The following is a 16188-nucleotide window of genomic DNA, read 5'->3' on the forward strand; positions in this document are numbered from 1 at the left end:
TATTATTAACAATTCATTCATAATTATTCTCAAGCAGGGGTTACCATGTCATCTTTTCGTCTATCTCGAGTCGGGATGGGAGTGCTTGTTGCGCTTTCTATCGGTTCGACAATGTCTGTTCAAGCGGCCGATTCAACCACGAATAAAGACGCTCAATCGAAAGATCAGATAGAAACAATTACGGTTCACGGCTCACAAGTGGATATCGGTGGTGAATACGAAGGTGGTCAGGTAGCTCGTGCAAGTCGCGCCGGATTGTTAGGTAATGTGGATATGATGGACTCACCATTTTCCACAACCAGTTACACATCGCAATTAATCGCAGATCAACAAGCGAAAAGCGTTGCGGATGTTCTGCAAAACGACCCAACAGTGCGTGTTGCCAAAGGTTTTGGTAACTTCCAAGAGCTGTACATGATTCGTGGCTTTAACGTTTATTCAGATGATATGACGTTAAACGGTGTGTATGGCATTTTGCCGCGTCAATTTGTGGCAACGCAAATGATGGAACGTGTCGAAGTGTTCCGCGGCGCTAATACCTTCCTAAATGGTGCTGCGCCTGGTGGCAGTGCGATTGGTGGTTTGGTTAATATCGTGCCTAAACGTGCCGGTAGTGAGCCACTGAATCGCGTTACCGTGGGGACTCAAACTGGTGGGCAAAGCTACTCATCTCTAGATTGGAGTCGTCGTTTTGGCGCTGATCAAGAAGATGGTTTACGTATTAACCTGCTAGCCCGTAAAGGTGAAGACGGTGTTGATGACCAAGACACAGAGCTAGGTGCGATCAGCATTGGTTGGGATCATCAAGCTGATAATTGGCGCTTATCTGCCGATTTTGGTTACCAAGATAACCATATCGATAGCCCTCGTCCAAGTGTGACTCCGTATCAAGGAGTCGTTCCATCGCTACCAGATGCGTCAAGTAACTATGCTCAAGATTGGTCTTATACTGATGAGAAGCAGCTATTTGGTGTGGTTCGTGGAGAATATGACTTTAGTGATGAGACATCTGCATGGTTAGCCGTAGGTGGTCGTCATGGTAAAGAGCATAATTTATTGGGCAATCCAACAATGCAATCTGATGGAACAGTAAATATTCTGACCTATGAGAATAAGAATGAAGACAATATTGTTTCCGCAGATACAGGAGTTCGTCATAGCTTCAATACTGGTGATATTGGGCATACAGTAGTTCTTTCAGGATCTGCTTATCACGCAAGAAATGATAGTGCATATTATATGACTGATTCATATAGTGTAGGTAGTTTAAATAACTATCAACAACTGCCAGCATCTTCAAATATCAGCTGGAGTGGTGGTGATTTAGACTCTCCGAAACCGCATATGCGTACAAAATATTCAAGTGTGGCTTTGGCTGATACTTTGGCTATGTTTGATGAGCAAGTAAAATGGACTCTAGGTGCTCGGTATCAGAGAATTGATACGATAACATATGCCAACTATGATGGTAAAAATGGTACTCGTTATGCTAAAAATGCAGTAACACCATTTACAGGAGTTGTGTATCAACCAACATTAGATTGGACACTTTATGCTAATTACTCGGAAGCATTATTACCGGGTGAAGTCGCTCCTTCAACACATACTGTGGATGGTGCAACTCGAACAGTAACTAATGGCGGAGAGATGCTTTCTCCACTGCGTTCTCAACAGTATGAAACTGGCGCTAAATATGACAATGGCTTATATGGCGCGACGGTAAGTCTGTTCCAAATCAGCAAACCTAGTTATCGTTACTCTGGTGATACTTACACCGATAATGGCGAGCAACGTAACCGTGGTATTGAGTTGTCAGGCTTTGGTCAGGTGTTCGAACAAGTTAAAGTCTTGGGTGGTGTGACACTGATTGATGCTGAACTCGTTAAAACTGATGGAGGCTCGAATGAAGGTAGTAAAGTAATTGGTATTCCTGAGGTAACTGCTAATCTAAACTTAGAGTGGGCAACCCCATTTGTTGAAGGTTTAACGTTAGAAGGCCGCACTGTTTACACCGGCTCTCAATATACCGATCAAACTAACGATAACAAGCTACCGTCATGGACTCGTTTCGATTTAGGAGCGCGTTACACCATGAAGTTGGATAATAATCCACTTACACTACGTGCTCGTGTTGAAAACGTAGCCGATAAAGATTACTGGGCATCAGCTGGAGGTTACTCAAATACTAGTAACTATCTAGTACAGGGGGCTCCTCGTACTGTGATGATTTCAGCAAGCTACGATTTCTAATATCGTCTCCAAGCTTGATACAAAAGCCAGTCCTTGTGACTGGCTTTTGTTTATGTTGTACAGAGTTAATCTTCATAAGTTGGGAGCGTTCTCAAAAAAAAGCGCCACTGAAAATAATAAGTGTGATTTTCTATATAAAACAGCGTGTTGTAATGTGACCTTTACCCAACAAATATAATCTGTAAATCCATTCGTTTTGCTTATCATTTATCTTCTGTCCGCCATTAATTTTGATGGTAATCAATAGAGATAACAGGATGAATAAAAGCACTATTTTCCGCCTTACTGCCGTGGCAGCGAGTATGATGGTTTTACCAAATGCTTGGGCAAATGTTGAAGGTTATGCCACTTTAAATGGTGGTACCACTGGTGGTGAAGGTGGCGAAGTCGTTTACGCTACGACCGGTACTGAAATTAATGAAGCAATGTGTAATCGTGCAACAGATGATACCCCGCTGATCATCTACGTCACTGGAACCATCAATCATAGTAATACAGAGAAAGTTTCCGGTAGTTGCAACACCTCGGATAGTTCTATCCAATTCAAAGGGGTAAGCAATATTTCTCTAATTGGTCAGGGCGAGGCGCTGTTTGATGAGATAGGCATTCACCTACGCGAAGCATCTAATATCATTATTCGTGATGTCCATGTGCGTAACGTTAAAAAATCAGGTTCTCCAATCTCTAATGGCGGTGATGCGATTGGTCTAGAGAAAAACGTGCATAACGTTTGGATTGACCATAATGAGCTTGAAGCCTCTGGTGGTGAAAAAGACGGTTACGATTCGTTGATTGATATGAAGGCAACAGTTCAGTATGTCACTGTTTCTTATAACTACCTTCACCATTCAGGTCGAGGTGGTCTTATCGGTTCTAGTGATAACGATACCGATAATACTTTTATAACGTTCCATCACAACCGTTATGAGAACATAGATTCTCGCTTGCCTCTTTTACGCCATGGAACCGTTCACGCCTACAACAACTACTACAAAGACGTTTCTAAGTCTGGTATGAACCCACGCATTGGTGGGCAAATTAAGGCGGAAAACAATGTCTTTAACAATGTGCAAAACCCAATCGGCACCTTTTATACCGACGATATGGGGTATTGGGATATCAGTGGTAACCAATTTATTGATGTGACTTGGCTGGATAATTCAACCAATCATCCTGCTGGACCTGATCCCGTCTCCACAACATCGATTACGATTCCATACAGTTACGATCTCGACGATGCCAGTTGCATTGCCTCAGTCGTTTTAGCGACTGCCGGCAATGAGACAGACAACGCCGTATCTTCTGGTGACTGCACCACAGCCGGGGCTGATTCATCTGTAGACGATGATGCGGATACCTCATCGGATACGTCTTCAGATGCCACTGCAGATGAAAACAATGATGATTCAACGTCAAGTGATTCGAGCGATAAATCGTTAGGTGAAAACTTGTCGTTAAATGCGGGTTCTGATGGTAATGGCAAATCTCATGGTAGCTACGGGCATGTACGTGATGGCGATACTACAACTTACTGGGCACCGAAGGGCAGCACCGGACGCGTATCGATTAAATGGTCTAGCGCACAAACCATTAATACGATTGTGATCCAAGAAGCGAACGATTTCGCAGGACAAATTACCGGCTGGCGAGTTGTCAATAATGATAATGGCGATGTGTTAGCGACAGGTTCTAGTGCTGGAACGATTTCATTTGCCGACGTAAGTTTGAAGAAAGTGAACTTTGTTATCACTTCAAGTTCAGGCCAACCAACGGTTGCTGAGTTCGAAACTTATTACGCGAACTGATCCTCATTTTGTGTCAGCGGAGCGTGGGAAGAGGATCTCCACCTCCGCTTTAGTCATTTTGTTCCTATATTTATGAATGTCTCAGCGGGTGTAATGTGGTTTTGGGAACTACGTTCCGTATCTCATCATTTTGACAGTTTCTCGATATTCAAATGCCATCTAGCTGTATAGGATGACCTCCGTTTTATTCGGTTTTTAATTTTTTATTTAATTTTCCGGTAATAAACAGTTTGGATGAACATGACCAAATAATCTCACTGTTGGTCGAGTTCAGCATGTCATGTCTTACATAAGCATATAAGCCGATTGCCTTTGAGCTGTATGCGATTATCTCTGCTTTGATAACCATGAATCATCTTATTGAACAACAGAACGACGAATGTGTGGTATATCGCCCTAATGGCGAAGTGTTACTGGCTTTGATGGGATCGTTACAGCCGGTGTATGGCCCTGATAAGAAAAGTATTTACTGTTTTGAGTATTTTTCTGAAGTCTCATTTAACCGTGGTGAAGAGTACGGCTGTGGCAACCCTTTCCTTGAAATGGATGAACAATGCATGCGCAAGTTGGTGTTATGCCAGCTAAAACATGGTGCTCAATTTGTTAAGCAGTACCATCAAAAAGTGTCATTCAACGTGGATTTGGAAGACCTCAGTAACAATGAGTTCGTTGCAGAACTACTCGAACTCTCTTCAGACAATTTAATTTTAGAATTGAATGGGTATTATCTCGACTCTAGCGAAGCTCCAGCATTTATCAGCAATATAAAGGCATTGAAGCGCAGAGGCGTGGAGTTGTGGCTTGATGCTTATGATCCAAGAAATCCTCGGCACAACCAGTTTCTAAAACTAAAATTATGGGACGGCGTTAAACTTAACCCCGATTTTTCTATCACTTTTATTCATAACAAAGCCCCATTGAGCCTGTTTGCTAAGCTGAGAGCTTATGTCGAAAAAATCATCTTAACTGACGTTACTCGTCCAGCAGGAGAACAGTCGGCTCAAATTAATCAACTCTATTCACAAGGAAATTACTATGGCTACCCAACAGCCATGGGTGATATGGAAGAGTTTTTCATTTCAGATCGCCAACATGCGTAATATTATTAAGTAAAATATTTTTAGAGTTATTACTCATACTAATGATTATTAACATCGTTGTTTTGATGGTTATTCAAATGATATCATATATATGTGTCTGTCTAATTTAGTTTCTCGCAATATGTAAGCTTACAATTAACCATAATAATATCTGTCACTTATAGTGAGTGAATCTAATATCTCTACTTAAACGTCATAATTTTGCTTATGTGTCAAAATGGCGACACTTAAGAAAGTCATTCATAAAAATGTACTTTTGATGTTTTATCTGTAAAAGAGAAACGCCTCTCAGTAGAGTGCTATTCACAATATCTATAACTGGAAGTTTAATTTATGGAATACCTATTTAAATTCTATAACGACAGATGCATTATTCTTGATCGTGATTGCCAAGAATTGGCGGCATTTGAATTTTGTTTGCAGCCAATTTTTCGACCAAAGAATAAGTCAGTTTATGCATTTGAGTTATTATCCAAGGTACATTTTCACTCAGGTGAGTACTATGCTAACGATGACTTTTTTGACAGTATAGATGATAACTTCATGAAAGAATTGCTGATTCTACAGATGTCTTATGCTGCAGAACATCTAGTTGAATCGGATATCAAGCTAACATTTAACATTCCAGTATCCTGCTTATACGATGGTGAGTTCATCAAGCGCTTGATCAATAATCGTCGAGGTAATTACGTCATTGAAGTAGGCGATATTGCTTCTTACATTCCATCAAAAGATCTCATTAATAACCTTAAATCTTTGAAATCATCGGGTATTGAGGTGTGGTTAGATGAGTATGATGTGAGCCAAAAAGAGAACAACCAATGTTTAGATATTTTTCCATGGGACGGCATCAAAGTAGATAAGAACTTCCTCTACTTTATTGGTGACGAAGTGAAACTGTCTCCTTTGGTTGGTATTTTAAAACTCTACACTTCTAAAGTGATTGTAGAAGGCGTAGAAACCAACTTTCAGCGAAACTTTGTAATTCTAAACAATACCTTGGCTCAAGGTTACTTCTATTCTTATCCAGTAGATTTTGCTCAAGCAAATCGTATGATCCAAGAACAACAGATTCACCTAGAGTCCAGTTCAAATCATCAAGAGTTATCCACTCAAAATACCCTTAAGCCTGTGATTTTATAAATGTATTTAGCGACTCATATTCAAGATAAAGTGATCAATGAGTCTATTTATGTTACGCGATACAATTTTGTTCGCATCGATAATGCGCAAGGGTTCATTGCTCACAACAATGAAGTGATCGCACATAATAGCCATGATGGGCTCATTTTTATTCCAGCTTACTCATCAGTTGGAATTTCCATGTGTATACCCAAATGACCTCAAGATGCAGACTTCAGAGCTTCATCAACGAGCACAGGTCAAGCTCAATTACGGAAGGAATGGTTATTCCCTTTCAACGTAATTGAGCGCGGAAATGGGCTTGTTGATGAGCTCCCAAGGGGCGAGTTGTATTCGCTCCTATGCTGCGTTACTGATTTTCTACGTAGAATAACTATGTATTCAAATCAGTGCCTTGCCTAAGAGCGAATACATTCTCGCTGAAACCGCATCTTGAGGTTACTTGGGTATAAAATCGATGAGAGCAAAGATATTGTAATACAGAATATTTCTTTATCTCATCCAGAGTTTGAAGAGTATGTTCAGCAGCTCTCGCTAAATAAGCTGCCTAAAATATTTGGTTATAAAATAGAAGGTGGCCAAGCCATTGATATTTACAATGAGCTCATTTTGTTATCCAAAGAAAAGAGAATACTGATTTATCGGTCACTTTTATTGCCGTTTATTCGAGAGGTGGCGAAAGAGTGCAATATTCTTTATCAGCCTCGCCACAAGATAGAAGTCGATAGAATGGATGCAGTGCTCAGTGTATTACAAGCGGATTTAGGGCGAGATTGGCATATGAAGGATGTGGCTAATGAAATCGCGGTATCAGAGATGACGTTGTATCGGATTTTATCTAATGCCGGCACTCGTTTTAATAAGCTACTCAATTCATTGCGTTTAAAAGAGGCCTTTGTTCGTATTCACCGTGGAGAACAGGCAACTCAAGTCGCTACAGAGTGTGGATTTAAACACTACTCCTATTTCTCTCGAGTGTTTAAAGAGCATTATGGTATCGCACCATCAGAGGTAAAAAAGCAGAGTTTTCTTATCTCTGAGTAACGGAAAGAAAAAAGCCCTTAAAATTAAGGGCCTTGAGGATACTTTAGAACTGGTTGGAATTTATTCGATATTCTGAATCTGCTCACGCATCTGTTCAATAAGCACTTTGAGTTCCACGCCTGAAGCAGTGATATCCGTGCTGATAGATTTTGACGCTAGTGTGTTCGATTCACGGTTGAATTCTTGCATCATGAAATCTAAACGGCGGCCACATGCGCCACCTTTTTTCAGGATGTTGCGAGCCTCTTTCACATGCGAATCTAAACGGTCTAACTCTTCAGCGACATCGGATTTTTGTGCCAATAGGATCATTTCTTGCTCAATACGCGTTGGATCCATTTCCACTTTCGCTTCTTCGAATTTAGTGGTGAGGCGTTCACGTTGCCATTCTAGGATTTCTGGCATGCGCGCTCGAACCTTGACGACCTCTTCGCTAATCGCAGTGAGGCGTTGTTCAATCAACTCTTTCATGTTGGCGCCTTCACGGCCTCGAGCTTCAATAAATTCCGTCACGGCCTCGTCGAATGCTTCTAGCAGTGCTTTGTTGATCACATCCATATCTTGCTCAGGTGTTTCCATAACCCCTTGCCATTGCATGACTTGGAATGGATTAATGCGACTAAGCTCACCGGTCATATGCATGATTTGGTTTGCGGCTTTAATCACTTGCTCTGCAAGGGCTTCATTGATGATTAAATCGCTTTGTGCGGCTTGGTTGGCTTCGAATCTTAGGCTGCATTCCACTTTACCGCGCGCTAAACGTTGGCGAAAACGTTCGCGCAGTACAGGCTCTAGACCGCGGAACTGTTCTGGTAAACGGAAGTAGGTTTCCAAATAACGCTGGTTAACCGAACGAATTTCCCAAACGGCACTGCCCCAGTCACCTTTCACTTCTTTGCGTGCATACGCGGTCATGCTGTAAATCATCAATGTGTCCTTAGCTTCAAACTTAAAAGGCAATTTCTAAACTTTGCTCATAGTAACATAGATTGTTGCCAAGGAATTAGCTTACCGATTTGGCACTGATGAAGGAAAAGGGATTTCTGCAATTGTGCTTGTTCATAGGGTAGGAAGCGCTAGGAAATTCCGCTATAATCTGCGCCCAATCGATTACATCTCACCCAACTAAGGCAGAGAATTATGCGTCCAAACAACCGCGCGGCTGATCAAGTACGTCCTATTAAAATCACTCGCAATTACACCGCTTATGCAGAAGGTTCTGTGTTGGTAGAGTTTGGTAATACCAAAGTGCTCTGCAATGCAACGGTTGAAGAGAGCGTGCCACGTTGGCTTAAAGGTCAAGGTAAAGGTTGGGTGACCGCTGAATATGGCATGTTGCCACGCGCAACGCATTCACGTACTCGCCGTGAAGCCGCCAGCGGCAAGCAGGGTGGACGTACCATGGAAATTCAACGATTGATCGCACGTAGCTTGCGAGCGGTGGTTGACCTTGAAACCATGGGGGAAATCATGATTACCGTTGACTGTGATGTTATCCAAGCAGATGGCGGCACTCGTACAGCATCAATCACAGGTGCATGTGTGGCCATGGCCGATGCGTTTGCTCTATTGGTTAACAACGGCAAGTTAAAGAAAAACCCAATGAAAGGTTTAGTGGCTGCAGTTTCTGTGGGTATCTTGGGTGACGACGTGTTGTGTGACCTAGAGTATGTTGAAGACTCTAATGCAGATACCGACATGAACGTGGTGATGACTGAAGAGGGTAAGATGATTGAAATTCAGGGCACCGCAGAGGGTGAACCGTTCAGTCATGAGCAGTTAATGCAATTATTAGAGAGCGCCAAGAAAGGCATTGCTGATATTGTTCAAGTGCAAAAAGAGGCACTGGCCAGTTAGTTTTTAAAAATAGCTCCTTATTTAAGGGGCTATTTTTTTGCGTTTTTCTCACCACCAGGGGGAAATGGTTTGGACGCCATCCGGTGGTGGGAACACATTCAAAGAGCACATTAGGTAGAAAGAGAGAGATTAAAATGAAAGCGTACCAGCGTGAGTTTATTGAGTTTGCCCTAGAGCGTGAAGTGCTGAAATTTGGTGAGTTTACTCTGAAATCCGGACGTAAAAGCCCATATTTCTTCAACGCTGGTCTGTTTAACACCGGAAGTGATTTGGCTCGTCTAGGCCGTTTTTATGCTGCGGCATTGGCCGATTCTGGCATTAAGTTTGATGTGCTATTTGGCCCTGCTTACAAAGGGATTCCAATTGCAACCACTACAGCAGTCGCATTGGCTGATCACCACAACATCGATACGCCTTACTGTTTTAACCGTAAGGAAGCAAAAGATCACGGTGAAGGTGGCAATCTAGTCGGTAGTGAATTGGCTGGCCGTATTATGCTGGTTGATGATGTGATTACTGCAGGTACCGCCATTCGTGAATCGATGGATCTTATCCAGCATCATGGTGCTGATTTGGCCGGAGTGCTGGTGGCGATTGACCGCCAAGAGAAAGGCAAAGGCGAATTGTCCGCGATTCAAGAAGTAGAACGCGACTTTGGTTGCCAAGTGATTTCGATTGTTAGCCTTGCAGACTTGATCTCGTATCTAGAAGAGCGTGGAACAAACGCTCAGCAGTTAGAAGCCGTAAAAGAGTACCGTGCTCAATACGGTATCTAATGACTTGTTCTTAATTTAGGATAAAGTGCACTAAGACCAAGCGCCCCGTAGGGCGCTTTTTTTGTATCTGCTTTTTGATATCGGACTGTTGGATACTGCCTATTGATAACGACGTCCTTTATAGTCAGGATTAGCTTCATGTTTAAAGCGGCGGTGGAGCCACATCCATTGTTCTGGTGCGCGCAGAATAAGTTCTTCAACAAACTTGTTCATATATCCTGCAGCGGCAACGGCGTCTCTTTGAGGAAAATCAGCATCGATAGCTTTATCGGCAATAAGGTCGTACTTACCGTCTTGATTTCTAAAACCAGAGCCAATCACAATGCCGCATTTACTGAGCTTTGCCAAAATACTGGTACCCGTTGTTGTACACGCGTCCTCTACAGCAAATAACGGTACATAAGCAGCATTCTTTCTACCGTAGTCATGATCAGGCAAGTAAAACAGGCGGTATCCTTCGCGCATCACGCGCACCATCTGTTTTAAATCTTTACGGTCAACGACGCGATTACCATTGTGAGTGCGGCCCCAATACTGAATAAAATTGTAGGCTGGATTATCGTGTGGACGAAATACGCCATAACCTGGTAAGCCAATCACTGCAAAAGCGCGAGCAGTCACTTCGAGATTCAGTGCATGTACACAGCAGAGTAAAACGCCTTTCCCTTGGTCTTCGTATTCACGTAGCGGTTGAGTATTGTGTTCGACAATCCGACGTTTAAAACGCCAAGTGGGCCAAAACCAAGCAATGCCTGTTTCAGCCAAACCGGCTCCAGTATTTTTGAAGTTTTCCGAAATAAAGCGGTCAATCTCAAGCTGGCTCATTTCAGGGAATGCCAATTCAAGATTACGGCGCGCCGTGTGGACACGACCTTTAGCAAAGCGCATGGAGAATTTGCCTAAGCTTCTTCCCATAGCGAGTAGCCATGAATAAGGCAAGACATTAACAAACAGAGCCAAAAGACCAAAGCCAATCCATACTCCCCAATATTTGGGAGCTAATAGAGCATAAGTGAATTGAGGATTGTCTACATTTGCGTTTTGATTCATTAGTGTTACTTACAAATTAGATTGTTAATGTTGAAAATAGTCGACTTTACGTCGTCATCTTACAGCAGCTGAGCGCTCAACAGTTCCCAATACTGGTCGAAGTTTTCAGTCGGAAGGTATTTAAAATCGGAGCGAACAAAACGGTTGAGGCTACCTTCTACTTGACCAAGTAATTGCGCGGCAAGAATGCTTTCATCGACAGGAAATGATTTACCTTCACGAATCTTACGTTCACGTAAAATTTGGCGTAGTGAGGTTTCAATCCGTTCAAAAAGTTGGTTAATGCGCTCACGTAAGCGTTCATTTTCAAACATTAAAGCATGACCAGAGAGAATTCGTGTCAAGCCAGGGTTACGTTCTGCAAACGCCAGCAACAACTGCAACACGAGACGAATGCGATTTAGCGTGTCTTTCTCATCATCAAAAATACGGTTAATTCGGGTCATTAACGACTCTTCGATGAATTCAATTAGGCCTTCAAACATGCGAGCTTTGCTTGGAAAATGGCGATAGAGCGCCGCTTCGGATACACCGACTTGTTTTGCCAACTTAGCTGTTGTGATGCGCGATGCGCCTTCGTGGGACTCCAACATCTCCGCCAAGGCTTGGAGAATTTCTTCACGACGATTCGATTTCTTAGTGCCGGCCATAACCCGATTATTCCTTATGCTTACCACTACGTTATCTTGAGAACTTTGATCGTTGATAGGACGTATTGCATTCAATACGTCCTGTTTTGTTGCTCTAAAGCTTGTTATTAATTAATAGCATCAGGGACTGCGCGAGTTGTGCCTTACTTGCTAAAGGCAAGCTTTGCTCACAATCACGACCATAAATGGTGAGCGCGTTATCGTTACTATTGAATCCCTGACCAGCAATAGAAACGTCGTTAGCACAAATCATATCGAGATTTTTCTTGAGCAGTTTATCGCGAGCGTACTTTTCCACATCCTGTGTTTCTGCTGCGAAGCCAACCGTAAAAGGTCGGTTTTCTGTCATCGCGCCAACGGATGCAACGATATCAGGATTTTTTACCATAGTAATGACAAGGTTATCATTCTCAGCGGTTTTTTTGATTTTGTGCTCAGCAATTGATTCTGGTCGATAATCTGCCACTGCGGCGCAGCCAATAAAAATATCGTGTGACGCAGCATGACTCATTACCGTTTGGTGCATGTCGACTGCCGAGATGACATCAATGCGCTGCACGCCAGCTGGCGTTGCTAACGTAACCGGCCCGGCCACTAGCGTCACTTTAGCCCCCAGTTTCACAGCGGCTTGTGCAATGGCAAAGCCCATTTTGCCTGAGCTGTGATTTGAGAGGTAACGAACGGGGTCGAGTGCTTCACGAGTTGGACCTGCAGTGAGCAGAACACGTTTCCCTTCAAGAGGCTTTGGGCCAAAGAAATCTTCGCAGCGATGCACTAATTCCATTGGGTCAAGCATACGGCCAGGGCCGACATCACCACACGCTTGTTCGCCGGCATCTGGCCCCCAAATGGTGTAGCCGCGACGTTCTAGGGTGGCAAGGTTTTCTTGAGTGGCAACATTGCGATACATCTGCTGATTCATCGCTGGGGAGACTGCAACTGGCGCATCCGTTGCGAGAACTAATGTCGATAATAGGTCATTGCCCATGCCGGCACTGATACGAGCGATTAAATCGGCAGTTGCTGGTGCGAGTAGCACGAGATCGGCCCATTTTGCCAGTTCAATATGCCCCATGGAGGCTTCTGCTGCTGGGTCAAATAAGCTATCAGAGACAGGCTTTCCCGATACCGCTTGCATGGTTAATGGAGTAATAAACGCTTCCGCGGCTTTAGTCATTACCACGCGGACTTCTGCACCGCGTTCAATAAGGCGGCGTGTTAACTCTGCACATTTATAAGCAGCGATACCGCCACTGATACCAAGCAGAATTTTTTTTCCTGCTAATGTTTGCATTCTGGGTTCCTCAAAAATTCTGAGCGCTATGCTAGCACAACTCCCAAAATATGTCAGAGCAAGGCTAACTCCTCATCAGAAAACAAAAAAGAAATCTAATTGAGTAAAATATAAACGCCGTCAACCTTCTTGATTCTCGAATATGAGATAGTTGCTTATAAACAACTCGTTGCATTTGAAGTGGTTTGGGTTTGGTGCAATGAAAAGCAGCCACCTTCTTTAGCTTAAGGCTATTGCAAGGATCTAATATACCCAAATGACCTCAAGATGCAGACTTCAGAGCTTCATCAACGAGCACAGGTTAAGCTCAATGACGGCAGGAATGGTCATTCCCTTTCAACGTCATTGGGCGCAGAAATGGGCTTGTTGATGAGCTCCCAAGGGGCGAGTTGTATTCGCTCCTATGCTGCGTTATCGATTTTCTACGTAGAATAACTAGGTATTCAAATCGGTGCCTTGCCTATGAGCGAATACATTCTCGCTGAAACCGCATCTTGAGGTTACTTGGGTATAAGAACAGAGCATATCAAAGGATATTTTATGGCGATCTCGTTACGCAGTAAGACCAAATTACTCTTACTTACCGTTATTCCGCTTGTGGTGATTACGTCTATTGTGACTTGGGTTTTCTATCGCAGCGGAGTGCAAAACTTAAAACAAGAGTTAACCCAATATCGTCACGACTTAATTGAAACGCGCAAAGCGGAGCTTAAATCCTACATATTGATGGGCGTTACAGCGGTTAAGCCTCTTTACGATGCCGATCAGCATGGAGAAAACCAAGCGTTGGCGAAGCAAATCCTAAAAGCCATGCGCTTTGGCGACGACGGCTATTTCTTTGGCTATAACTCGCAAGGCATTACGGTACTGCATGGCATGAATGCAAGTTTAGAGGGCAAAAACCTTTATGGCTTGAAAGATGAAAATGGTTTACTCGTCATTCAAGAAATCATCAAAACGGCGAAGCAAGGTGATGGGTATCTTGAGTTCTCTTGGAATAAACCGTCGTTACACAAAGCAGTGCAAAAACTGGGTTATCAACAGTACCTATCGAAATGGGACTGGGTGCTCGGGACAGGGGTTTATATTGATGACATCGATCATCAAGTGGCCGCCTATCGTAGCGCTCGTGAGGCGCAGCTTTATTCTCAAACTTGGTATGCGATTGGCTTATCGGTGCTCGGGTTAATCATTACGATTATTGTGGTGAGTGTGCTGGTGGCGCGAGGAGTTAAGCCGCTAAAACACATTGCTGAATCTTTACAGGATGTCGCAACAGGTGAGGGGGACTTAACCGCCCGCCTTGCTGTAGAAAGCCAAGATGAAATTGGTGATGCTGCGCGAGCCTTCAACCAGTTTATGGATAAAATCCATGCCATGATCAAAGACGTTAGTCGAGCAGAAACAGGTATCGCGCAAGCGGTGGTGTCACTCAATCAACAGAATGCTCAAGCCAACCAACAGATGAGTGAGCACAGCTTAGAAACCGATAAAGTGGTGACGGCAGTCACCGAAATGAGTGCCACTGCGCGAGAAGTCGCACAAAACACCAACTCCACAGCGCATGCGATTGAATCGGCAAATGAACAGAACTCTGCAGCTCAACATGAAGTAAATGATGCAGTGAAAGGCATTGATGCGTTGGTGAAAGAAGTTAATACCACATCGGATGCGATTTCTGAATTGAGCGCACAAGCGGGTCAAATCACTAAGATTTTAAGTGTGATAGGTGATATTGCCGAGCAAACCAACTTACTCGCCCTTAATGCCGCAATTGAAGCGGCGCGAGCGGGTGAGCAGGGACGAGGTTTTGCAGTAGTAGCGGATGAAGTGCGTTCACTTGCTGGCAGAACACAAGTCAGTACCCAAGAAATCGGTGATATGTTGACAACCCTCAACCACGGCGTAGAAAAAGCCGTCAAGAGTATGCAGGTCAGTCAGCAGCGTGGTGAGCAAACTGCGAAAGATTCACAAGCGATCCGAGAAAGCTTGGCGGGCATTGCTCAGGTGGTCAATACCATTCAAGAAATGGGCATTCAAACCGCATCAGCGGCAGAAGAGCAAAGTTTGGTGGCAGAAGACATCAATCAGAACCTTGTCCACATTCAGCAAATCGTGAATGAATTGGGGGATGGCGTTCATCAGTCTGTGGTGATTGGAGAATCTTTAGCATCTTCAGGTAATGAAATGAGTGCCTTGGTAGGAAACTTTAGGATCTAAGTTAAGTGAAGTGACTCCAAAGGATCGCATCGAGTAATTGAGCTTATTCGCGATTTTTGCCTTGATAGGGCTTCTGAGATAAGGAGCCCGTTTATGAAACTCAAACAGTTGCCCAGCGATTCATTGCCGAGAGAAAAATTGTTAAAGCGAGGTGCTCACTCGTTATCGGATGCGGAGCTACTGGCGATTTTTTTACGCACAGGAACACAAGGAATGAATGTGCTGACACTCGCAGATCACTTGTTGAATGATTTTGGCTCATTGCGGGCTCTGTTTTGCGCGTCTCAAGAACAATTTTGTTCGCGCAAAGGATTGGGGGTAGCTAAGTTTGTGCAACTGCAAGCTGTGGTTGAGATGACCCAACGTTTTCTGGCAGAAACGCTGCAAAGAGGCGATGCGCTCACCAGTCCCGACCAAACTAAGCTCTATCTCTCAAGCGTGCTGCGCGATCGCCAGCGTGAAGCCTTCTATTTATTATTTCTCGATAATCAGCATCGAGTGATTCAAGATGAAATTTTGTTTGAAGGCACGATCGATTCTGCTTCTGTCTATCCTCGTGAAGTTGTGAAACGAGCGCTGCATCATAATGCGGCGGCGGTCATTCTTGCTCATAATCATCCATCGGGTATTGCCGAACCAAGTCATGCTGACCGCAGAATCACAACTCGGCTTATCGATGCCCTTTCATTGGTGGATATTCGTGTTTTAGACCATTTTGTTGTCGGTGATGGTGAAGTTATCTCTTTTGTTGAGCGCGGATGGATTTAAATCATGCGAGTGAATTTGGTGAATAAATCGTCAAAATGAAATATTTCTTAGCCCATTGAGAAATTTTTTACGATCAAATTTAGCGATATTGCTTAGGATTAAGGATCTGGTTCCGCAAACCGGAAAATTTACAAAAAAAGGTCAGTAGTTGGCTCGTTATGCCCCGTGATTACAACAAATTTGGGTGGCGTTTTTTTCAACAAATAAAAAATCTGCAAGCAAAAAAATGCT

The 16188-nt window shown here is 43.5% G+C and carries 15 protein-coding genes; 11 read left to right on the forward strand and 4 right to left on the reverse strand.

Going from position 1 to position 16188, the window contains the following annotated elements; all coding sequences use genetic code 11:
* The first annotated feature begins 45 nt into the window (after positions 1 to 45).
* The 6 genes from JCM16456_RS00445 (at position 46) to JCM16456_RS00470 (ending at position 7342) form a co-directional block, all read left to right on the forward strand.
* On the forward strand, positions 46 to 2250 hold the full coding sequence (locus JCM16456_RS00445) for a TonB-dependent receptor (RefSeq protein WP_068711410.1): 2205 nt from the start codon (positions 46 to 48) through the stop codon (positions 2248 to 2250).
* Positions 2251 to 2507: 257 nt separating this feature from the next.
* The gene (locus tag JCM16456_RS00450) at positions 2508 to 4055 is read left to right on the forward strand and encodes a pectate lyase family protein (protein WP_082712193.1); all 1548 of its coding nucleotides are present in this window, start codon (positions 2508 to 2510) and stop codon (positions 4053 to 4055) included.
* A gap of 347 nt (positions 4056 to 4402) precedes the next feature.
* Positions 4403 to 5155 (forward strand): EAL domain-containing protein, encoded by a 753-nt coding sequence (locus tag JCM16456_RS00455; RefSeq protein WP_068711414.1) that lies wholly within the window; start codon positions 4403 to 4405, stop codon positions 5153 to 5155.
* A gap of 333 nt (positions 5156 to 5488) precedes the next feature.
* Positions 5489 to 6298 carry an EAL domain-containing protein gene (locus JCM16456_RS00460; protein ID WP_068711417.1) on the forward strand — a complete coding sequence of 270 codons (810 nt, stop codon included), beginning with the start codon at positions 5489 to 5491 and terminating at the stop codon, positions 6296 to 6298.
* Positions 6299 to 6431: 133 nt separating this feature from the next.
* The gene (locus JCM16456_RS23495) at positions 6432 to 6581 is read left to right on the forward strand and encodes a hypothetical protein (protein ID WP_156430414.1); all 150 of its coding nucleotides are present in this window, start codon (positions 6432 to 6434) and stop codon (positions 6579 to 6581) included.
* Positions 6582 to 6730: 149 nt separating this feature from the next.
* Positions 6731 to 7342, forward strand: a complete 612-nt coding sequence (locus JCM16456_RS00470; RefSeq protein WP_068711420.1) for a helix-turn-helix transcriptional regulator — start codon at positions 6731 to 6733, stop codon at positions 7340 to 7342.
* A gap of 60 nt (positions 7343 to 7402) precedes the next feature.
* Here the strand turns inward: JCM16456_RS00470 and JCM16456_RS00475 are convergent, their stop codons facing one another.
* The gene (locus JCM16456_RS00475; protein WP_068711422.1) at positions 7403 to 8269 is read right to left on the reverse strand and encodes a YicC/YloC family endoribonuclease; all 867 of its coding nucleotides are present in this window, start codon (positions 8267 to 8269) and stop codon (positions 7403 to 7405) included.
* A gap of 213 nt (positions 8270 to 8482) precedes the next feature.
* Here JCM16456_RS00475 and rph point away from each other — a divergent pair, with 213 nt between their 5' ends.
* Together rph and pyrE are read left to right on the forward strand one after the other, a co-directional pair.
* Positions 8483 to 9199, forward strand: a complete 717-nt coding sequence (rph, locus tag JCM16456_RS00480) for a ribonuclease PH (protein ID WP_068711424.1) — start codon at positions 8483 to 8485, stop codon at positions 9197 to 9199.
* Positions 9200 to 9333: 134 nt separating this feature from the next.
* Positions 9334 to 9975, forward strand: coding sequence for an orotate phosphoribosyltransferase (pyrE, locus tag JCM16456_RS00485; RefSeq protein WP_068711426.1), 642 nt, complete (start codon positions 9334 to 9336; stop codon positions 9973 to 9975).
* Positions 9976 to 10074: 99 nt separating this feature from the next.
* Here pyrE and lpxL read toward each other — a convergent pair whose 3' ends face one another.
* The 3 genes from lpxL to coaBC form a co-directional block, all read right to left on the reverse strand.
* Positions 10075 to 11025 carry an LpxL/LpxP family Kdo(2)-lipid IV(A) lauroyl/palmitoleoyl acyltransferase gene (gene lpxL / locus JCM16456_RS00490; RefSeq protein ID WP_068711428.1) on the reverse strand — a complete coding sequence of 317 codons (951 nt, stop codon included), beginning with the start codon at positions 11023 to 11025 and terminating at the stop codon, positions 10075 to 10077.
* A 59-nt stretch (positions 11026 to 11084) separates the two neighbouring features.
* Positions 11085 to 11675 (reverse strand): nucleoid occlusion factor SlmA, encoded by a 591-nt coding sequence (gene slmA / locus JCM16456_RS00495; protein WP_068711430.1) that lies wholly within the window; start codon positions 11673 to 11675, stop codon positions 11085 to 11087.
* A gap of 94 nt (positions 11676 to 11769) precedes the next feature.
* Positions 11770 to 12969, reverse strand: a complete 1200-nt coding sequence (gene coaBC / locus JCM16456_RS00500) for a bifunctional phosphopantothenoylcysteine decarboxylase/phosphopantothenate--cysteine ligase CoaBC (protein ID WP_068711432.1) — start codon at positions 12967 to 12969, stop codon at positions 11770 to 11772.
* Positions 12970 to 13236: 267 nt separating this feature from the next.
* Between coaBC and JCM16456_RS23500 the strand changes: the two genes are divergently transcribed.
* From JCM16456_RS23500 to radC, 3 genes are all read left to right on the forward strand, one after another.
* A complete protein-coding gene (locus tag JCM16456_RS23500; protein ID WP_156430415.1) occupies positions 13237 to 13404 on the forward strand; it encodes a hypothetical protein in 168 nt (55 codons plus the stop codon).
* 105 nt (positions 13405 to 13509) lie between these two features.
* Complete coding sequence (locus tag JCM16456_RS00505; RefSeq protein WP_068711434.1) at positions 13510 to 15189, forward strand: methyl-accepting chemotaxis protein; 1680 nt, start codon at positions 13510 to 13512, stop codon at positions 15187 to 15189.
* 93 nt (positions 15190 to 15282) lie between these two features.
* On the forward strand, positions 15283 to 15957 hold the full coding sequence (radC, locus tag JCM16456_RS00510; protein WP_068711436.1) for a RadC family protein: 675 nt from the start codon (positions 15283 to 15285) through the stop codon (positions 15955 to 15957).
* Positions 15958 to 16188: the final 231 nt, after the last annotated feature.

Source organism: Vibrio tritonius (assembly GCF_001547935.1).
In the GTDB taxonomy this organism is placed as follows: domain Bacteria; phylum Pseudomonadota; class Gammaproteobacteria; order Enterobacterales; family Vibrionaceae; genus Vibrio; species Vibrio tritonius.

Coding starts and splice junctions, on each gene's coding strand:
- JCM16456_RS00445 (WP_068711410.1), top strand. CDS start 46: ATGTCATCTTTTCGTCTATCTCGAGTCGGGATGGGAGTGCTTGTTGCG.
- JCM16456_RS00450 (WP_082712193.1), top strand. CDS start 2,508: ATGAATAAAAGCACTATTTTCCGCCTTACTGCCGTGGCAGCGAGTATG.
- JCM16456_RS00455 (WP_068711414.1), top strand. CDS start 4,403: ATGAATCATCTTATTGAACAACAGAACGACGAATGTGTGGTATATCGC.
- JCM16456_RS00460 (WP_068711417.1), top strand. CDS start 5,489: ATGGAATACCTATTTAAATTCTATAACGACAGATGCATTATTCTTGAT.
- JCM16456_RS23495 (WP_156430414.1), top strand. CDS start 6,432: ATGATGGGCTCATTTTTATTCCAGCTTACTCATCAGTTGGAATTTCCA.
- JCM16456_RS00475 (WP_068711422.1), bottom strand. CDS start 8,269: ATGATTTACAGCATGACCGCGTATGCACGCAAAGAAGTGAAAGGTGAC.
- rph (WP_068711424.1), top strand. CDS start 8,483: ATGCGTCCAAACAACCGCGCGGCTGATCAAGTACGTCCTATTAAAATC.
- pyrE (WP_068711426.1), top strand. CDS start 9,334: ATGAAAGCGTACCAGCGTGAGTTTATTGAGTTTGCCCTAGAGCGTGAA.
- lpxL (WP_068711428.1), bottom strand. CDS start 11,025: ATGAATCAAAACGCAAATGTAGACAATCCTCAATTCACTTATGCTCTA.
- slmA (WP_068711430.1), bottom strand. CDS start 11,675: ATGGCCGGCACTAAGAAATCGAATCGTCGTGAAGAAATTCTCCAAGCC.
- coaBC (WP_068711432.1), bottom strand. CDS start 12,969: ATGCAAACATTAGCAGGAAAAAAAATTCTGCTTGGTATCAGTGGCGGT.
- JCM16456_RS23500 (WP_156430415.1), top strand. CDS start 13,237: ATGCAGACTTCAGAGCTTCATCAACGAGCACAGGTTAAGCTCAATGAC.
- JCM16456_RS00505 (WP_068711434.1), top strand. CDS start 13,510: ATGGCGATCTCGTTACGCAGTAAGACCAAATTACTCTTACTTACCGTT.
- radC (WP_068711436.1), top strand. CDS start 15,283: ATGAAACTCAAACAGTTGCCCAGCGATTCATTGCCGAGAGAAAAATTG.